Annotated in this window: 16 protein-coding genes; 7 read left to right on the top strand and 9 right to left on the bottom strand. The window is 60.8% G+C overall.

All coding sequences use genetic code 11. From position 1 onward, the window contains the following. The first annotated feature begins 67 nt into the window (after positions 1–67). The 5 genes from RBB16_RS05175 (at position 68) to RBB16_RS05155 (ending at position 8,513) form a co-directional block, all read left to right on the top strand. A complete protein-coding gene (locus tag RBB16_RS05175; protein WP_306045146.1) occupies positions 68–4,462 on the top strand; it encodes a bifunctional class I SAM-dependent methyltransferase/DEAD/DEAH box helicase in 4,395 nt (1,464 codons plus the stop codon). Positions 4,463–4,470: 8 nt separating this feature from the next. Beyond that, a complete protein-coding gene (locus tag RBB16_RS05170) occupies positions 4,471–5,499 on the top strand; it encodes a toprim domain-containing protein (RefSeq protein ID WP_306045145.1) in 1,029 nt (342 codons plus the stop codon). Between the two features lie 360 nt (positions 5,500–5,859). Beyond that, positions 5,860–6,792 carry a DUF2493 domain-containing protein gene (locus RBB16_RS05165; RefSeq protein WP_306045144.1) on the top strand — a complete coding sequence of 311 codons (933 nt, stop codon included), beginning with the start codon at positions 5,860–5,862 and terminating at the stop codon, positions 6,790–6,792. An 84-nt stretch (positions 6,793–6,876) separates the two neighbouring features. Next, positions 6,877–7,149, top strand: a complete 273-nt coding sequence (locus tag RBB16_RS05160) for a WGR domain-containing protein (RefSeq protein ID WP_306045143.1) — start codon at positions 6,877–6,879, stop codon at positions 7,147–7,149. Between the two features lie 188 nt (positions 7,150–7,337). Continuing rightward, positions 7,338–8,513: a nucleoside triphosphate pyrophosphohydrolase family protein gene (locus RBB16_RS05155; RefSeq protein ID WP_306045142.1), complete on the top strand. Its 1,176-nt coding sequence runs from the start codon at positions 7,338–7,340 to the stop codon at positions 8,511–8,513. A gap of 501 nt (positions 8,514–9,014) precedes the next feature. Here RBB16_RS05155 and RBB16_RS05150 read toward each other — a convergent pair. The 6 genes from RBB16_RS05150 to RBB16_RS05125 all read right to left on the bottom strand — a co-directional run bounded on the left by RBB16_RS05150 (position 9,015) and on the right by RBB16_RS05125 (position 13,860). Beyond that, a protein-coding gene (locus RBB16_RS05150) for an IS3 family transposase (RefSeq protein WP_306045141.1) occupies positions 9,015–10,366 on the bottom strand; the annotation gives its coding sequence in 2 pieces (ribosomal slippage) (positions 9,015–10,030 and positions 10,030–10,366; 1,353 coding nt in all). Positions 10,367–10,713: 347 nt separating this feature from the next. Then, a complete protein-coding gene (locus tag RBB16_RS05145; RefSeq protein WP_306045140.1) occupies positions 10,714–11,490 on the bottom strand; it encodes a hypothetical protein in 777 nt (258 codons plus the stop codon). Then, on the bottom strand, positions 11,462–12,145 hold the full coding sequence (locus RBB16_RS05140) for a C1 family peptidase (protein WP_306045139.1): 684 nt from the start codon (positions 12,143–12,145) through the stop codon (positions 11,462–11,464). Before RBB16_RS05140 ends, RBB16_RS05145 begins: the two co-directional genes overlap by 29 nt. Then, positions 12,146–13,159 (bottom strand): ImmA/IrrE family metallo-endopeptidase, encoded by a 1,014-nt coding sequence (locus RBB16_RS05135; RefSeq protein WP_306045138.1) that lies wholly within the window; start codon positions 13,157–13,159, stop codon positions 12,146–12,148. A gap of 3 nt (positions 13,160–13,162) precedes the next feature. After that, positions 13,163–13,537 (bottom strand): helix-turn-helix transcriptional regulator, encoded by a 375-nt coding sequence (locus RBB16_RS05130; RefSeq protein ID WP_306045137.1) that lies wholly within the window; start codon positions 13,535–13,537, stop codon positions 13,163–13,165. Further along, positions 13,534–13,860 carry a hypothetical protein gene (locus tag RBB16_RS05125; RefSeq protein ID WP_007803312.1) on the bottom strand — a complete coding sequence of 109 codons (327 nt, stop codon included), beginning with the start codon at positions 13,858–13,860 and terminating at the stop codon, positions 13,534–13,536. Before RBB16_RS05125 ends, RBB16_RS05130 begins: the two co-directional genes overlap by 4 nt. A gap of 744 nt (positions 13,861–14,604) precedes the next feature. On the opposite strand from RBB16_RS05125, the gene RBB16_RS05120 reads away from it, so the two are divergent. Further along, the gene (locus RBB16_RS05120) at positions 14,605–14,904 is read left to right on the top strand and encodes a type II toxin-antitoxin system RelB/DinJ family antitoxin (RefSeq protein ID WP_306045136.1); all 300 of its coding nucleotides are present in this window, start codon (positions 14,605–14,607) and stop codon (positions 14,902–14,904) included. After that, positions 14,891–15,166, top strand: a complete 276-nt coding sequence (locus RBB16_RS05115; protein ID WP_306045135.1) for a type II toxin-antitoxin system RelE/ParE family toxin — start codon at positions 14,891–14,893, stop codon at positions 15,164–15,166. Before RBB16_RS05120 ends, RBB16_RS05115 begins: the two co-directional genes overlap by 14 nt. Positions 15,167–15,246: 80 nt before the next feature. On the opposite strand, the gene RBB16_RS05110 is transcribed toward RBB16_RS05115, so the two are convergent. From RBB16_RS05110 to RBB16_RS05100, 3 genes are all read right to left on the bottom strand, one after another. Then, positions 15,247–15,417: a hypothetical protein gene (locus RBB16_RS05110; RefSeq protein ID WP_306045134.1), complete on the bottom strand. Its 171-nt coding sequence runs from the start codon at positions 15,415–15,417 to the stop codon at positions 15,247–15,249. A gap of 158 nt (positions 15,418–15,575) precedes the next feature. Next, on the bottom strand, positions 15,576–16,211 hold the full coding sequence (locus RBB16_RS05105; protein WP_306045133.1) for a hypothetical protein: 636 nt from the start codon (positions 16,209–16,211) through the stop codon (positions 15,576–15,578). 10 nt (positions 16,212–16,221) lie between these two features. Beyond that, a complete protein-coding gene (locus RBB16_RS05100) occupies positions 16,222–16,941 on the bottom strand; it encodes a division plane positioning ATPase MipZ (protein WP_306045132.1) in 720 nt (239 codons plus the stop codon). Positions 16,942–17,388: the final 447 nt, after the last annotated feature.

Raw genomic sequence — 17,388 nt, 5'->3', positions numbered from 1 at the left:
TCAGGCCTGAAGGTGCCCGAGAGAGGGTGTCCGGGCCTGATCCTATCCTTCATTCCGGAGATTCCCGATGACCCATCTTGCCCCTGTTGCGCAGGCGTCCTTGCCTGCGCTCGTTGTTCCGTTGGCAGCAAATCCTGCCCCTGCGATCGTTGCTGTTGCCGAAGCGCTGCAACCTGATCTGGCGCAAGGGCTTCAGATCGACGCGCTGCGCCTGCGCCGCGAGATGGAGCGCGCCTTTGGCGGCACCGATGCCGATGGCGTCTGGGACTGGAAGCTCGCCTATGAGGCTGGCGAGGTGGCGCTGGTTCTGTTCTTGCGGAAATTCGGCCGCGCGCTGCTGGCACGGGCCGGTTCGCCTGCGGCGCTGTTGCCCATCCTCGCCAAGGTGGCGGGCCTCTTGCCCACGCACACCCGGCGGTCGGAAGAGATGGAGCGCTTTCAGCAATTCTCGACGCCGCTGCCCATGGGGCTCGCGGCTGTGGCGGCAGCACAGATCACGCCCTATGATCTTGTCCTAGAGCCGTCTGCCGGGACCGGGCTTCTGGCGATCCTCGCCGAGATCGCCGGCGGCACTCTGGCTCTGAACGAGTTGGCGGACACCCGCGCCGATCTTCTTCGGTTGCTGTTTCCGGGCCGATCGGTCACCAAGTTCGATGCTGCGCAGATCGATGATCATCTCGACGAAGGCTTGCGCCCGAGCGTCATCCTGATGAACCCGCCTTTCTCGGCTGTGGCCAATGTCGATGGTCGGACAACCGAGGCGACGGCACGGCATCTGCGCTCGGCGCTGGCCCGGCTGGCCCCCGGCGGGCGGCTCGTCGCCATCACAGGGGCCGGTTTCGCTCCGGATGCGCCGGCCTGGGCCGAGACCTTCGGCCGTCTGACCGAGACGGCCCATCTCATCTTCACCGGCGCGGTGTCGGGCGCAGTTTTCGCCAAGCACGGCACCAGCTTCGAGACGCGGATTTCTGTCTTCGATAAATGCCGCGGCGGTGAGCCGGGCGGCATCACCGCTGACCTGCACCAGCCCACGTCCCCCGACGTGGCGCATCTAATGTCCAGGGTCACTGCAGAGGTTCCGCCGCGCCTCGAGATGGAACGGGCCGCAAATGCGGGTCTGGGCCACTCTCCCCTCTTCCCGGGAAATCCTGCCCCCACAACATGCAAGCCCGTCAACCGATCGCGCGCGACCTCTGCGGCTCAACCGGAGAAACCTGGAGCGCAGATCGAGGTCGAGGACCTAAGCTACGAACTCCGCGACAACGCCGAGGACGCGACACGTCTGTCCGATGCGATCTACGAGACCTTCCGTTTGCAGGCGATCGACATCCCCGCAGCGACCGGACACCCGACCAAGCTTGTGCAATCGGCGGCCATGGCCTCTGTCGCACCGCCGAAACCCACGTATCGCCCCAAGCTTCCGGCGGCCGTCCTGCGCGACGGCCCGCTGTCAGACGCGCAGCTCGAGACCGTGATTTACACCGGCGAAGCCCACGGCGCATATCTCGCCGGGTCTTGGACCGTCGATGAGACCGGAGACGTGGTCTCCGCTGCACCGGACGATGCCGCTAACGCCATCCGCTTCCGCCGGGGTTTCTTCCTCGGCGATGGCACCGGGGCAGGCAAGGGCCGCCAGTCGGCCGGGATCCTGCTCGACAACTGGGCCCGAGGAAGATGCAAGGCGCTGTGGATCTCAAAGAGCGACAAGCTGCTGGAAGATGCGCAGCGCGACTGGTCGGCGCTCGGGCAGGAGCGCCTGCTGGTCACGCCGCTGTCGCGTTTCGCGCAAGGGCGCGACATCCCTCTGACCGAGGGCATCCTGTTCACCACCTATGCCACGCTGCGCTCGGAAGAACGGGGTGCCAAGAAATCCCGCGTCGACCAGATCGTCGATTGGCTGGGGGCGGATTTCGACGGGGTGATCCTCTTCGACGAAAGCCATGCCATGGCCAATGCCGCCGGCGGCAAAGGCGAGCGCGGCGATACCATGGCCTCGCAGCAGGGTAGGGCGGGTCTGCGCCTGCAGCACAAACTGCCCAACGCCCGCGTGGTCTATGTCTCGGCCACGGGCGCGACGACCGTCCACAACCTTGCCTATGCGCAGCGTCTCGGTCTCTGGGGCGGGGAGGATTTCCCTTTTGCTACCCGCGCCGAGTTTGTCGAGGCCATCGAGGCGGGCGGCGTCGCAGCGATGGAGGTTCTGGCCCGCGACCTCCGGGCGCTCGGTCTCTACACGGCGCGGTCGCTGTCATATGACGGTGTCGAATACGAGATGCTGGAGCACGCGCTGACCCCGGAGCAACACGGCATTTACGATGCCTACGCCGGGGCCTTCGCCATCATCCACAACAACCTGACCGCGGCGCTGGAGGCGGCGAACATTACCGGCGCGGCCGACGGGCCGAGCGGGTCGGGCACGCTGAACCGCCAGGCGAAATCCGCCGCGCGGTCCGCCTTCGAGTCCGCCAAGCAGCGATTCTTCGGCCATTTGCTCACCTCGATGAAAACCCCCACGCTGATCTCATCCATCGATGCAGATCTGGCTGCGGGTCACGCGGCGGTCATCCAGATCGTCTCGACGGGTGAGGCGCTGATGGAACGCCGCCTGTCGGACATCCCAACCGACGAATGGAATGATATCCGTTGTGATATCACACCCAGGGAATACGTTCTGGACTACCTCGCCCATTCCTTCCCGGTGCAGCTCTACGAGCCTTTCACCGACAGCGAAGGTAATCTTTCGTCGCGCCCCGTCACGCGCGACGGCCAACCGGTGGAGTGCCGCGAAGCCGTCCGGCGTCGTGACGCGCTGATCGAGAAACTGGCTTCGCTTCCGCCCGTGCCGGGTGCACTCGACCAGATCGTCCAGCGCTTCGGCACCGAACTTGTGGCCGAAGTCACAGGGCGCTCGCGGCGCATCGTGCGGAAGGGCGAAGGGCATTCGGCACGGCTCGTGGTGGAGAACCGGGCTGGAGCCGCGAACCTCGCGGAAACCCAAGCCTTCATGGATGACGAAAAGCGTATCCTGATCTTTTCGGATGCCGGCGGCACCGGGCGCAGCTATCACGCCGATCTCGGGGCGAAGAACCAGCGCTTGCGGGTCCACTACCTCTTGGAACCCGGCTGGAAGGCAGACGCGGCGATTCAGGGCCTCGGACGCACCAACCGGACCAACCAGGCGCAGCCGCCGCTGTTCCGGCCGGTGGCCACCGATGTCAAAGCGGAGAAGCGGTTCCTGTCGACCATTGCGCGACGTCTCGACACGCTTGGCGCTATAACGCGCGGCCAGCGCCAGACCGGCGGGCAAGGGCTGTTCCGGCCCGAAGACAACCTCGAGTCGCCCTACGCCCGCGACGCCCTGCGCCAGCTTTACCGCCGCATCTATCGCGGCGATCTGGCCGGATGTTCGCTCGGGGCCTTCGAGGATGCGACCGGGCTCAGTCTGACCGATGACAACGGGCTGAAGGACGACCTGCCGCCGATCACGACCTTCCTCAATCGCCTGCTGGCGCTGACGATCGACATGCAGGCCGTCCTGTTCGCGGGTTTCGAGGAATTGCTCGATCAGCGGATCGAGGGCGCCATCGCCGCCGGGGTCTATGACCTTGGACTCGAGACGCTGCGTGCCGAGAGCTTCCGCGTCACGGATGCGCGGGTGATCTACACCCATCCTGGCTCGGGTGCAGAAACCCAGCTCCTGACCATCGCGGAAAAGCGCCGCAACATGCCGACTTCCCTCGCGGATGCGCTCGACTGGCTGGATGACCCGAAGGCGCGGCTTCTGGTCAACAGCCGTTCGGGCCGCGCTGCCGTGCAGGTGCCCGCCACTAGCCTGATGCTGGACGATGGCACCATCGAGCCGCGCCTGCGCCTGATCCGCCCGCTTGATGCCAGCACGGTCCCGGCCAAGGTCATGGAGGACACCCACTGGCTCGAGGCCGACCGCGCGGCCTTCACTGTGGCGTGGACTGCGGAACTGGCCGAGGTGCCGGAGTTTTCGGACTCTACGCTGCACATCGTGGCAGGTCTGCTGCTGCCGATCTGGAAGCAGCTCCCCCAGGATGAAACCCGGGTCTATCGCCTGCAGACCGATGACGGGCAGCGCATCATCGGTCGACGCGTCTCGCCTGCCTGGGTTGCATCCACACTGGCGGCCGATGCGCCGAAACTCTCGGCCGCGCAGGTCCATGCCCTCGTTCTGGAGGGCAAGACCGTGGTGCGCCTGTCCGAAGGGATGGAATTGCACCGATCCCGGGTCATGGGCGCGAACCGGATCGAACTCTCGGGCTTTTCGGAGGCAGCCAAGGACCGGCTCAAGGCAGACGGCTTCTTCTCGGAAATCATCAGCTGGAAGCTGCGGCTGTTTTGCCCGGTCGATGGCGCGCCGGCGAAGGGTGTCGCCGTTCTGGATCGCCTGCTTGCACGGTTCCCGGTCGTCGGGCTACATGCACGCAAAAGTTGAGCAGGTGCATGGGCAATTCATCAAAATCGATCCTCCGCGACCTCGCGGAAAACGGCGAGAGCGTCTGTCGCCACTATCTTCCCGCCGGACGGCGGGAAGGATCCTACTGGATCGTCGGCGATCTGCAGAACAACCCCGGCCGGTCGCTCTTCGTGCGCCTGACCGGACCGACATCCGGGCCGGGCGCTGCCGGCAAGTTTACGGATGGCGCCACCGGCGAGCACGGCGATCTCCTGGACATCATCCGCGCCCGGACGGGGATCACGCGCTTTCCGGACCTTCTCGCCGAGGCCCGAGCGCATCTTGGCCGTCCGCAGCCGGTCGTCCCGGATAGGCAAGAGCCGAGGAACGCCAAGGCGCCCGGTGGCACTCCTGCGGCGGCGCGCTTGTTTGCTGCCTCGAACCCGATCACAGGCACGCTTGCTGAGACCTACCTCCGTTCCCGAGGCATCACCCAATTCGGGGCGAACGGCGCCTTACGCTTCCACCCGAAGTGCTGGCATCGGGAAGAGGGGCAGACGCGGAGCATCCCCAGACCGGCGATGATCGCGGCGGTTACCGATGGGGCAGGGGCCGTGCAGGGCGTGCATCGCACCTGGCTGGCGCCTGACGGACAGGGGAAGGCGGCAGTGAATCCAGAGCGTCGGGCTATGGGTCACCTCCTCGGCAATGCTGTCAGGCTCACCCCGCACGATGACATCCTCGTCGTCGGCGAAGGCATCGAGACCTTGCTGTCCCTGTCCGAAGCAATCCCAGGTCTGCCCGTCTGGGCGGCACTCTCTTCGGGTCACCTCGGGGCGGTCCTGTTGCCGGAGGGGCTCAAGCGCCTTTACGTCGCGATCGATCGCGATCCGGCCGGGCAGCGCGCGGCAGAGAAGTTGAGCGCCAGAGCCTCCGAGGTCGGGATCAGTTGCCATGTGCTGGAACCGCGGCTCGGGGATTTCAACGATGATCTTCGGGCGAACGGCAAGGACGCGCTGCGCCAGCATCTGGCAGGTCAGATCGGGCCAGAGGATCGGCATCGCCTATTGGGCTGAGCTGCATCGCGCAGGGGGTCTGGGAGTGCGGAGCAGGGGGCAGCATCCCAGTCGTGGCTCTGGATCGTCGTCCTCACCCCATCCCGGGCCTTGCGCATCCACCCGTCATCCGAGCGGCCTTCAAGAGATGGGCAGGCCGTCAAAGCGGTTGCCCCTGCAAGGTCGGCAGGGAACCTATTTCCGCCGGCGGCGAAGCCGCCTTTGCATCGCGAGACAAATAGCTTCCCTGCCGACCTCCTCCACGCTGTTCCGGCCCCGGTGAAGCCGGGGTGAAGGGGCAACCGCCCCGACGGCTTGGGTCTGCCCATGAAGGCCGCGCGGGATGACGCGCGGACGAGACAGGCCCGGAGGCAAGAACCGATGACGATCCACACCCACGACGACGCGTATGAACCTGCCCACACCGCATCCCAGACCGCCCATGCGCTCGACGAGCTGCAGCTTTACGGCTACCGCCCCTTTTACGAGCCCGATCCGCGCCCGATGCCCGATGGGCAGCGCCTTGCGGTCGCCGTCGCCGACATCTTCGATGCCCTCGTCGCGACCCTGGAAGACACCCGCATGGAACCCGACCTCGAAGAGGTGCTCTGGGGCCAGGTCAACCTCTTCCACCGCGCCACGGCCCGAATCGAGCGGTCGCTTGACGAGAACGAACAGGCGCAGCGCCGCCTCCAGCGCGAGCAGGACGGCTCCGAAGTGAAGTCCGTCGAACTCGAGCGCCTGACGGCCGAAGGCCTGACCCTCGTCGAACGGCGCAACTGCATGGACATGATGCGCGATCACGCCGCATCCGAGTTCGTCCATCACACGGGATCCACCTGGCGCCCCCGCACCGGCTCGATGGTGAACCGCCAGCACATGACCGCAGCGCTGATCGACAGCCGCGACTTCCTAACCGCCAAGCGCCGCGCCGAGACCGAAGTGATGCTGCCCGCTGGTCCCAAGGTCGCCCTCACCGGTGGGACCGACTTCAACGATCACCGCCTGATCTGGGGCAAGCTCGACCAGGTCCGGACCAAGTATCCCGACATGGTCCTCCTGCACGGTGGCAGCCCGAAGGGCGCGGAGCTCATCGCCGCCAAATGGGCCGAAGCCCGGGGCGTGACGCAGGTGGCCTTCAAGCCCGACTGGACCAAGCACGCCAAGGCCGCGCCCTTCAAGCGCAACGACGCGATGCTGGATGTGCTCCCGGTCGGGGTTCTTGTCTTCCCCGGAACCGGTATCCAGGAAAACCTCGCCGACAAGGCCAAGAAGCTTGGCATCCCGGTCATGAAGTTCGAGAAGGGGGCGTGAGCCCCCGACTTCAATCCGGGATAGAACATTGTGGAAACGTCGAAGAGCGCTTGATATTGTGGTCTGGCGAGAGGCGCCAACAACATGTTCGACATATCGCAGCAAATGGAAGTGTTCCCGACAACGGTCGATCTCAAGCGGATCGACCCGTCTCTCAACATGCGCCGCTTCTACAGGATGAGCGTTCAGCCCGATCTTTTCGGCGGCGTGAGTCTGGTACGGGAATGGGGTCGGATTGGCTACCGTGGCCAGATGCTGGTCGAGCAGCATGAGGACGAGGGCATGGCGGTGAACGCGCTGATGAAGCTGTCGGCGACCAAGAAGCGGCGTGGGTACCAGTCGTCATCCAAGATGTGATCCGCGCACCGGAAGACTGCTTTCTTGATTGCTCCAGCCCTTGCCGATCGGTGTGCCTAGCTTCGGTTCTTGGAAAGTCCGATGAGCGCGAAGTCACTTTTTCTTGCCGGACTGACCGCAATCGATTCAAATGACAGGTACAAGATATAGATGGCCCCGCATTCAGCCATCACACATTTGGAGGGCGGATGTCAGACGATTTCATTCCATTGTCAGTGCAGGAATTCTCAACGGATGCGCTTGCGACGGACCTTCGGCGGGACGCAGATTCCCTCAACTTCCCTTTGCTTGGCCTCTTTGGAGAGGTCGGGAGCCTTCTCTCTGAAGTGAAGAAGAAGCAGAGAGACCCGATCTCCTATCGCGCCTACGCGGCTGCAGTTACAGAAGAACTCGGCGACGTACTTTGGTACTTCAACCTAGTTGCTGCTAGGGCAGAAATCTCGTTCGCCGATATTGTCACCAACCTTGCCAGCGATAGCGAGAACTGGCTATCCGCAACGGGAGAGCCGCTCACCTTTGAGGCTTTGCAGCCGTCTGTACTGACCGCTGGACAGTCACCGTCACCGGCTTTCGAGGCAACCCTCATCGAGTTGGCGGCTGCAACCGGGCTTCTTATGGCCGATCAATCGAACAACGAGCTCCAAAGGGATCGCCGACGCCTCGGACCCCGACTTGTCGCGATTCTCGAGATACTCATTCGCGCTGCCAATGAAGCGGGCGTCACACTGGAAGCTGCGGCCATCAAGAATCGAGCAAAGACGACAGACCGATGGCCCATCCAGAAGGCATACCCGCCCTTCTTCGATGCGGACGTGCCCCCAGAAGAACAGCTGCCCAGAACCCTCAAGATCAACATCTTTGAACGGGAGGTTGGTGGCAAACGCTACGTCTTCCAGACCTGCAACGGCCTCAATATCGGGGATCGACTGACGGACAACGCCATGACACCGGATGACTACAGGTTCCATGATGTCTTCCATTATGCCTACGTCGCTATCCTTGGCTGGTCGCCGGTCACTCGTTCCCTTTTTCGGTTGAAACGCAAGAGTCGGCCAAAGATCGACGAGGCCCAAGACGGAGCCCGCGCCGCATTGATCGAGGAGGGGATCGCGACCTGGATTTTCGGACAGGCCATGGAGATGGATTTCTTTCAAGACCTGAAGGCCGGGGAGTTGCCGTTCGACCTATTGAAGCAGGTCAGACAGTTCGTTCGCGGCTACGAAGCCGAGAACTGTCCGACCTGGCTGTGGGAAGAGGCCATCCTGCAAGGGTACGCAGCATTTCGCTATCTGCGCGAACATCGCCGTGGAACTGTTATCCTAGATGCCGTAGAGCGGCGGCTAAACATCGAGCCGTTGACATGAACACTCCAGAATCCTTTGTCGAAGAACTTGCCGCTGTAGATCTGGCGAACACCTTTAATCCGTACAGCGACATCTGCCCTATTCACGATACCGTCGATGCTGCACGCGCTCGGCGCGAGAACCTGAAGCGGTGTCTTGAGGCAGCGATGAATGCCCGTGCCGATACTATCTGGATAGCAAGGGACCTCGGGTACCGGGGGGGACGGCGCACCGGAGTACCCTTGACCGACGAAGCACATCTCACTGAGGCTGAACATCTGTTTGGGGGAATAACCCTTGCTCGGGCCACGACAGGACCGGCACTTGCCGAACGTACGGCGACAGTCACATGGCAGCTTCTTTCGTCAATTGGCAGGCCGGTAATGCTGTGGAATGTGTTTCCGCTTCACCCGCACGCGCCCGATGATCCCATGACCAACCGCTCACATGTCCGTCGTCAGGGATTTTGGGACAGATGGCTGCCTGAGCTAAGAGAGGATCTGGTTCATCTGGTTGTTGCGATTATGCGGCGGATTTGCGGTGAAGCAAGCGCCGGGTTTCGATGGTCTTCCGTTTGATCCTTTCTCTTTGTTTCAAAATGGTCTGGCCGCGCCCGAAGTAGACATCGGCCGGGGTTAGGTTTTGCAGGCTCTCGTGATAGCGCCGGTGGTTGTAATGCTCGACGAAGGCGTCAATCTGGTTCCTGAGATCGCCGGGCAGATAGTAGTTTTCCAGCAGGATGCGGTTCTTCAATGTCTGGTGCCATCGCTCGATCTTGCCTTGGGTTTGCGGGTGATATGGTGCCCCTCGAACATGGTCCATTTTCTGCTCTTCCAGCCAGTCGGCGAGTTCACCAGAGATGTAACTGGCGCCGTTGTCCGAGAGCAGGCGCGGCTTGTGCAGAACCGTCGCCTGATCACAACCCGACGCCTGTAGCGCCAAGTCGAGCGTGTCGGTCACATCACCCGACTTCATCGTCGTGCAAAGCTTCCAGGCGATGATGTAGCGACTGAAGTCGTCGAGGATCGTCGAGAGATAGAACCAGCCCCAGCCGATGACCTTCAGGTAGGTGAAGTCGGTCTGCCAAAGCTGGTTCGGCCGTGTGGTCTTGTCCCGGAACTCGTCAGCCGCCGATAGAACCAGGTAGGCCGGGCTGGTGATCAAATCGTAGGACTTGAGGATGCGATAGACCGAAGCCTCTGACACAAAATACTTTTCCGTATCAGTGAATCGAACGGCCAGCTCACGTGGTGACAGATCACTTTCCTTCAGGGCCAGGTTCTTGATCTTCTCGCGCACCGGCTCTGGGATGCGGTTCCAGACCCGTGACGGCCTGGGACTGCGATCCTCAAGCGCTTCGGGGCCGCCCGACAAATACCGGTCATACCAGCGATAGAAGGTAGTCCTGGGGATGCCCAGCTTGTCCAGCGTGCGCCTGGTCGGCAGATGCGATCCTTCGACGAGGCGGATGATCTCCAGTTTCTCGGATGCGGGATACCTCATTCGTCGTCGCCCCCATCCGCGATCATGCTTTTTTTGAGCAGCCGCCGTTCGAGGGCCTGCTCGGCCACGACCTCCTTCAGGTCACGGGCCTCTCGGCGCAGATCCTTGACCTCGCTCGACGTCGCCGCACGCGCCGTGTCCCCCGCCAGGCGCTTCTTCCCAGCCTCGAGGAATTCCTTGGACCAACTGTAATAGAGGCTCTGGGCAATGCCTTCACGGCGGCACAGCTCGGCAATGCTGTCCTCGCCCTTCAGCCCGTCCAGCACGATCCTGATCTTCTCCTCGGCCGAATATTGTTTGCGGGTCGCACGGCGGATGTCTTTGACGACTTTCTCGACGTGGCTCTGCTTGGGTCCGGGTTTCTGTCTCATCTCCACGCCTTGGTGGTTACGATGTGCTAGAAACCCTCTCTTATCAAATCAACCTAAACTGTCCCATTAGCGCTGACGTCAGACAACCGCTCACATCGCAAAACGGAGCGTTTGGCAACCTGGCCATTTCTGTTGGCACTCCTGGAGATGCTCCAACCAAAACGCTTAGTGGCAATTGGGCGTGATGCGGGAGAAGCTCTTGCAGATTTGGACCTTCCTGTCTCTCAGGTCCGCCATCCGAGCTATGGTGGGCAAAGCGAGTTCATTGCTGGCATCGAGGAAATATACAATCTCTCAAGTTCGGCCCGGCGACCGGAAACGGCAACTCTGCCATTCGCTGAGTTTGCCTAGGTAATGGCTGCGGACAGGCCATCAATCTCGTCGAGGAGTGCTCGAAGCTCGCCGCGTGTTGTAGTCCCCCCGCAGGTTGATCGTGGCAGGTCGATTGTCGCATGTGACGACAGCACAGTAAGGGATCCAACATTGAGTCCGGCTTCAGTGGCCACAAACGACATCAACTGGCCAAGACCAATCAAGTTTCCGAGTAGCTTTTCGACATAGTAGTGGTTCCGGTAGATCGCTGTGAGTGTGAGCGTCTCCGGATTCCCTGCCAACAGTTTGAAGCTGAGAAAACTGAGGCACTGCCCGCCGTAAGGGGACCGATCCACGTCTCGAGCAGGATCGAAGAGAGCGAGTTCAAATTTGTTTCTTGCCCTGACCGCCGGGTTCCTTATACGCGTGACGACGTCCCAAAGCGGATTGCCGACCGGGGCGCCAGGCCAATCGACCATCCGCTCGAAATAGTATCCTGACCATCTTTCGTTGCGTCGTACCGTAGGCAGAACTCGGTCGCGAAACCGGTCGAAGAATTCCGGGGCACCATATCTGTGATAGAGCGCCTCGGGAAAGATCGTATTGGCGATGGTCCGGACGGATTTGTCGTGCCGGAGCAAGAATTCATTGACGGCATTGACGCTCGCGTCGCTCAACTTTGCCCCCGCGGTCGGGTCATCAACAGACATCAGGACGTTGTGCGCCTCGTGTCCGGGTTCGCTATCAACGCAACGAACCGCTTCGCGCCAAGTTCTTACACAATCAGGCTGTGGCGGAATGGCCAGATACATCGCATTCGTCCGTCAATATTGCCAAGGCATACATGTGTTTAGCCAGAAAATCCTCAGTTAGCCAAGCATACCCGCTCAAACCCCAGGTTGGTCCCCAGCTATTTCGCACCAGAATGACACGTTTCGCCGCCGCTTTCCCATAGCCGACCGCGATAACGGCATGTCGCGGCGCTGGAAAAACCGCGTCCCCGGTGATTTGGTCGATGACTCCATCCGATGGCGGATTAAAGAAACTTCTCGTCAGGACGGAAAGAACAATAGCAGGGACGTTGGAATCCAACGCATCGCAAACTCGATCGACTTCGTGGCTGGCCATCTGACCTTCGCGCCCAAACAAACTTCCGACGGATGATGGGGGGCGATAGTGCCTCAGGTCCGTGGGCAAACGCGGAATGTACGGCCATCCACTTTCCGATGGCTGGCCGGTATCGCGAAGCGCGGCCAACATGTCGTCGAGAAATGCTCCCTTATTTGGAGAGCGCCCGGTACGTTTTTGTGCGTGGTAGAAGGCGAACTCACATGACAGAGGATCCCAGCCGCTGCGCAATGCAGCATGGGCGTCGCTGGCGGCAAACGCCAAGCAAGTTGGTCGCTCACCTTGATCCCTGACGGGACCAAATTTCGCCCGTAAATCTACGTTTATCGTCACAGTCACTCAAGCGGCCTCCAGGAGTCTGCGCCGCTCAGCACGTGAAAGGCCTTCACCTTCGGGGCCTGTCAGGTCGAGGTCCAATTCGAGCCTGGAGAAACTCTGATTGTGATCCCAGGGCCGTGTTTCATCCAACACTAGGCGACCTCGGTACTCTTCTGGAGGCATTGCCGTGACGCGTCGTATTCCAGGATCACCGACGCTGTCTGTTTCGATCGCTTCGATTTCATTACTGACGATGGCGAATCCGCTTTCCTGCAATTGATGGATGTTCCAGAGATATCCTCCATTGCTGTGCTCGGTCAGCTTGAGGACGAATAGATCGTTACGACTGCCATCAATCAGCGCTCCAGCGTCGCGTTCGGTAAGTAGCCATACATCGCCCCGGTAGTTTGTCGGTCGATGATCAGCGAGGAGAGCTTCTTTCAACGCCTTCGGCTTTGTCTGCAAAAGCTCGCGGGCCTGCTTCGCAGAAATCATCCTGTACCGAACCAGGGTCCAGCACAACGCCTCGTAGCTCACCCCAAGTCGCAGACTGAACTGGTAAATCACGTTTGCACGTCGAAAGTCTGGCACTGTCCAATTCTGCCGCCTCATGTGTAGGGCCAGCAGCCATTTGGGCATGAGAAACGCGACTGCGAAAGCGTCGGCTTCGACTTCTTGATAGTCGTGGCCCGGATCGAAATTGGCTGGCATTCGACGGAGGATACTCGCTTCATCGTCGAGGCTGGGCTGATGGTTCAGAAGACAATGGCCCAGCTCATGTGCGGCCGTAAATCGCTGGATACTCATGGGGCGCTGAGTGGTGACGAGAATCCCTTGCGATGGGACATTAAGATATGCTCCGAGCAATCCGTCGAGCGGCCGGAGGAGCAAAGGCACGTCAAGTTCATTGATGAGAGCAAAAACGTTGACTGAACCGCCTGAAGTTTCGAGCCGCTCTCGCACGCCTAGTTGCCGGTGTGCTCGAGCCGCCGCAGCTGCTCCGCCGCGAACTGCCTGCGAATAATTGGAAACCACTGGCTACTCCTGGGTTGCGGCCGAGCGGGCGCGCAAGTACTCGGCAAAACGCCCCAGTTCATCCCGGTCTTGCCGAGACAAGTCTGCGGCTTGTCGGGCAAGGTGCGCTACATCTACCGGCAAACTCCCAGCTGCATCGTCTTCTCCGATGAAATACGCGACCGGTTGTCGGTACAGCTTCGCGAGCCGGTTCAACTCCAGTGCCTCGACACGGCGGTTTCCTGCCTCGATCTCTGACAACGCGGTTCGCTGGATCTTGAGATACTGGGCCACCTCGTCTTGCTTAAGACCCAAATACCGACGTGCTTCCCGCAGCCGCTCCCCCATCTCCTGCCGAGCTTCTTGGTCATCGTCGTTCGTCCGCTTCGCGGCGCTCATGCTGACACTCCATTCTTCTTCTTCCACTGCTGTTCCAGCCGCGGGATTAGGTGATCCAATGCGTCTTGCACCGAGTTGTATCCGCCAGTGCGTACCGTCGCATCCGCCGGCGTGAAGCCAAGCACTGGTTCAACCGCACACAGGAGCTCCACAACTACAAGAGAATCCATCGGTACAGGAGCGACTGCCGCAACCCCAGATGATGCGGGCAGAACAATTCCGTGCATGCTGGCTTCAGCCTCCGCCGCGAGCATGAGCTCGTCACGGAGCACAAGTTCCAGATCCTGCTTCGGAAACAGTTTCGTCTTGGTGGTCGTTTGCATCGTCCATGTCCGAATAGCTGTCGCGCGCTCAATATAATGTCGGAAAATCCAACATGCAAGGCCGTTCACCAGTCGCTTTCGGGCAAGCTGGAGTCGCCCCGAGCTGTTCCGGGATGCGACCAAAGGGAAATCTGTGCTGCGGAAACAAAGATTTGCCCGACAAGCCCCGGTTGTGACAAAGTGTATCGAGCGCGTTCCCAAGCCCACCAAAGTGAGCTCACGCCCTGGGTAATGTTACATAAAACGGATTATGGGCAAACGTGGCACTGCCTCGTCACACATTTTCGGATTTTCACGCTTTGCCAGCCGCCATCCGGCCCTGCCCTCCGAACTCCACCAGTGCAATGAGCAGACAGTTGGCTTCGCGATAATGGCGATATATGTCCGCACCTATTGCTCACTCCCGCCGGGTAAGCAGTTGGATTATGGTGAGCTTTATTGATCCTGATATCAACGATTGCGGCTCCGGCCACCAATTGGAAAGGCCCTGCATCTGAGGGATAGATTGCACGCCTATCGCTCATAAAGGCCGTATTTTGTGAGCGATAGCATGATCTTCCTGCTCAGCCTTCTGTTTCAAAGGCTCCCACCCGAAGTCCGCTACGATTTTCGTGACCTTCGGGTTTGCAACAATCTGCCGCCGATACGCAGACCATGCTTCCGTCTTGTACTGCAGCGCTCCAACGCACATCTTGAATTGTATCTCATTTGCGATACATTTAACCATGCACAGGAGGACCGATCATGCCTGCCCACACATCTATGCTTCACGTCCGGGTCGACGATCAGCTCAAGGCCCAGGCTGCGGACGCTCTTGCCGGCGTCGGGCTGACGCTCTCTGACGCTGTTCGCATCCTGCTGACGAGGGTCGCCGCCGAGGGCGGGCTGCCCGCCGGACTTGCCGCCAATCCCGACGCTTATGACGCCTGGTTTCGCGCCAAGGTTCAGGAAGCCATTTTCGATCAACGGCCAAACGCCTCGCATGATGAGGTCATGGCAGACGCGCGCGCACTGATTGACGGGAAATCCCGTGCCAGAACTTGAATGGAAAGCGACCGCCGTCGAAGATTTGATGGCGATTGTCGATTACATTTCGGATGACAATCCAGCAGCTGCGTGGTCGCTGATGGATGAGATCCACGCCAAGGTCACTCAACTCACCATCCACCCGAAGCGCTGCCGACCGGGTCGAGTGCCTGGAACACGCGAACTGATCGTTCGGCCCAATTATCTTGTCGTGTATTCCGAAACGCCAGCAGCGGTCACGGTCCTCCGTGTCCTGCATGCGGCACAGCAGTGGCCCTGAGGGCCATTTGGGGGCAGACTCTGGGCAATTCGGATTGGTTCTCGTCGCCAATGGCCGGCCCCCTGCCCCGCAGGTCGAGCCTACGCCGCGTCCGCGATCGGCTTGTAGAGGACGTCCTGAACTTCGCTATCGAACCACGCTGGCTGCAGATCGCCATTGTTCCACTGGTAAAGATAACCCACCAGCTTGCCGGTTTTCTTGCAGAGGATGTGCATGATCGGTTCGCCAGTGAGGCGGGGATCTTTGGTCAAAATGTGCTCCTGAATCCAGGACCTCGCTACGCGTGAACAGGAGGCCGAAAAATTGCTTTCGGCCTGTTAATAGCGCCTTTCTGCAGGTGCAATATGAATCGTGACGCGCCAGCGTAAACCTGCCACTGAAATGCAAGTTGTCTTTTCAGATAGGTATCTTACGGTGCGTGCGGTTCATGCGGCGATGCAGCACGAACAGCAATTTCTTCCAAGATTTTGTCGATCTCGCCCCATAGGCGTGGTTCCACCTGGCCGCGGATCAGGGCCCATTTACTCAAGACGTCGAGGGGGTCGTGGTCCCGGAGGAGGACACCCAGGCTGGCCGCATCGACTGCCAGAGATGTCCGGGCCTGCCACTGCGTGTTTCGAGTGCGCCGCTCCTCCGCGACTGGCGCGAAGACCGGCGACAGTTGCCAGCCTTTGACTGCACGGCGCAGGGCGGCACGCACCACATGTGCTGGCTCAACACCACAAGTCTGGAGCGCTGCTTCCTGTCGTTCGAGTGCGTTGACCCTGATGTCGATCTTCCGGGTCGGGTTCTTGGTCGCGGTCGATACGGGAGCACTCAGGCTGGTATGCGGGTCAGAGCTTTCCGCGGTGACTTGGTGCGGCGCCACGGCACTTTCCGGTTCACGCTCTGACTCACGCAGATCAGCGTCAGCGGCCGTGGCGAATGTCTTTGGTCCAGTGAACTGTTCCTGAGCCTGCTTCCCCGGAACCTCTCGGTCACCCTGTTGCAGGGTGGCGGCGTAGGCTGGGTCGGGCCTGGTGATGGTCGGGATTTTCTTGCGCAATCGCCTGTCCTCACGCCGCAAGAATGTTGTTGAGGATGTCCGTCGCCTCCTCGAGCGCCTCGACGACATGACGTACATGTGGACGCATCAGAGGGTTTGGATCAGATTGCTTTTTCAGCGCCAAGGCGTGGAGAAGCCCCTTCTGATCCATCTCCTTGTAAGTGTTTCGTCGCATCATGACGGTCTCAATCACCGGAAAGCGGGTTAGCGCTTCTTCAATCAGGGCGGCGTCAGCACGGGTCGTTTTCGGGTCAACCATGTTGAGGACGACGTGGTGGCGCGGAAGGCTGGAGGGGTCGTCAACACGGGATTTCAGTTTCTCAAACCAATCAGAAGTCTGCGCTCCGACATCGAAATCAGACTTCGACAGCATGACGGGCGTCACGATGTGGTCCGCAAGCACCGCGATGCCGTCTGACCATTCGGCACCGACCCCTGCGGTATCGATGAAGATGAAGTCTGCCGTGCCTGCCATGTAGACCTGATCGATCTGATCCTCGACACCCGCCACGCTTTCGACGGTGGCCGAGCAGAGAAGCGGCGAACTCAGCCCACCGGCTTGCGCCCGAGTATGCCAGGCCCCGAGTACCCTCGTGCTGTCCGTGTCGATCAACATCACTCTGCGTCCGGCGGCGATCGCGGCGCTGATCAAGGCGCGCGAAAGCGTCGTTTTTCCACTGCCCCCTTTCCGGGCCATCGCTGCGATGACCACAAGATTTTCGTTCGGCATTCTGATCCTCCGCAAAAATAGTGAATCGCAGCGATAATACCAAAATGTCGCTAAACGCATGTGGCGGAGGGGTCAAGCAGAAGTCGTGATGCGACCCGCGTCTGGCATGCTGCGGACGGCGTTTTGCAATGACCGTGCGACGTCTGCCGTGGCGCCTTCAGCATTCGTCGCGGGGCACCACCCACCCTCCAAATGTCGGGATGCGCTTGGCGATGTGCTGCGGACGGAATGCAGGTGACGGATAGCGCGCTCCAGACGACGGGAGGCAGTCTCGCGTATGTCGTTCTGCGGGTGACGCGAGACGGTCAGCACGCAGCAAAACCCGTCTTGCGGGGTGCAAGAGACGGGGCGCGAATGACGCGATGCGCGATGCGGAGACCGCATCGCGTGGTGCAATGAGCGCGACGCGCGATCCATTTGACAAAGGACGGGAAATCGCCCCTGCAG

It is taken from the genome of Nioella sp. MMSF_3534 (assembly GCF_030732985.1).
Classification (GTDB): Bacteria; Pseudomonadota; Alphaproteobacteria; order Rhodobacterales; family Rhodobacteraceae; genus Nioella.
Note: the sequence above shows the minus strand (reverse complement) of the source record. Positions and strands in the feature narration are given on the sequence as shown.

Bases quoted from the DNA above. Each gene is read 5' to 3' on its own strand.
- RBB16_RS05175 (WP_306045146.1), top strand. From the start codon at position 68: ATGACCCATCTTGCCCCTGTTGCGCAGGCGTCCTTGCCTGCGCTCGTT.
- RBB16_RS05170 (WP_306045145.1), top strand. From the start codon at position 4,471: ATGGGCAATTCATCAAAATCGATCCTCCGCGACCTCGCGGAAAACGGC.
- RBB16_RS05165 (WP_306045144.1), top strand. From the start codon at position 5,860: ATGACGATCCACACCCACGACGACGCGTATGAACCTGCCCACACCGCA.
- RBB16_RS05160 (WP_306045143.1), top strand. From the start codon at position 6,877: ATGTTCGACATATCGCAGCAAATGGAAGTGTTCCCGACAACGGTCGAT.
- RBB16_RS05155 (WP_306045142.1), top strand. From the start codon at position 7,338: ATGTCAGACGATTTCATTCCATTGTCAGTGCAGGAATTCTCAACGGAT.
- RBB16_RS05145 (WP_306045140.1), bottom strand. From the start codon at position 11,490: ATGTATCTGGCCATTCCGCCACAGCCTGATTGTGTAAGAACTTGGCGC.
- RBB16_RS05130 (WP_306045137.1), bottom strand. From the start codon at position 13,537: ATGAGCGCCGCGAAGCGGACGAACGACGATGACCAAGAAGCTCGGCAG.
- RBB16_RS05125 (WP_007803312.1), bottom strand. From the start codon at position 13,860: ATGCAAACGACCACCAAGACGAAACTGTTTCCGAAGCAGGATCTGGAA.
- RBB16_RS05120 (WP_306045136.1), top strand. From the start codon at position 14,605: ATGCCTGCCCACACATCTATGCTTCACGTCCGGGTCGACGATCAGCTC.
- RBB16_RS05100 (WP_306045132.1), bottom strand. From the start codon at position 16,941: ATGCCGAACGAAAATCTTGTGGTCATCGCAGCGATGGCCCGGAAAGGG.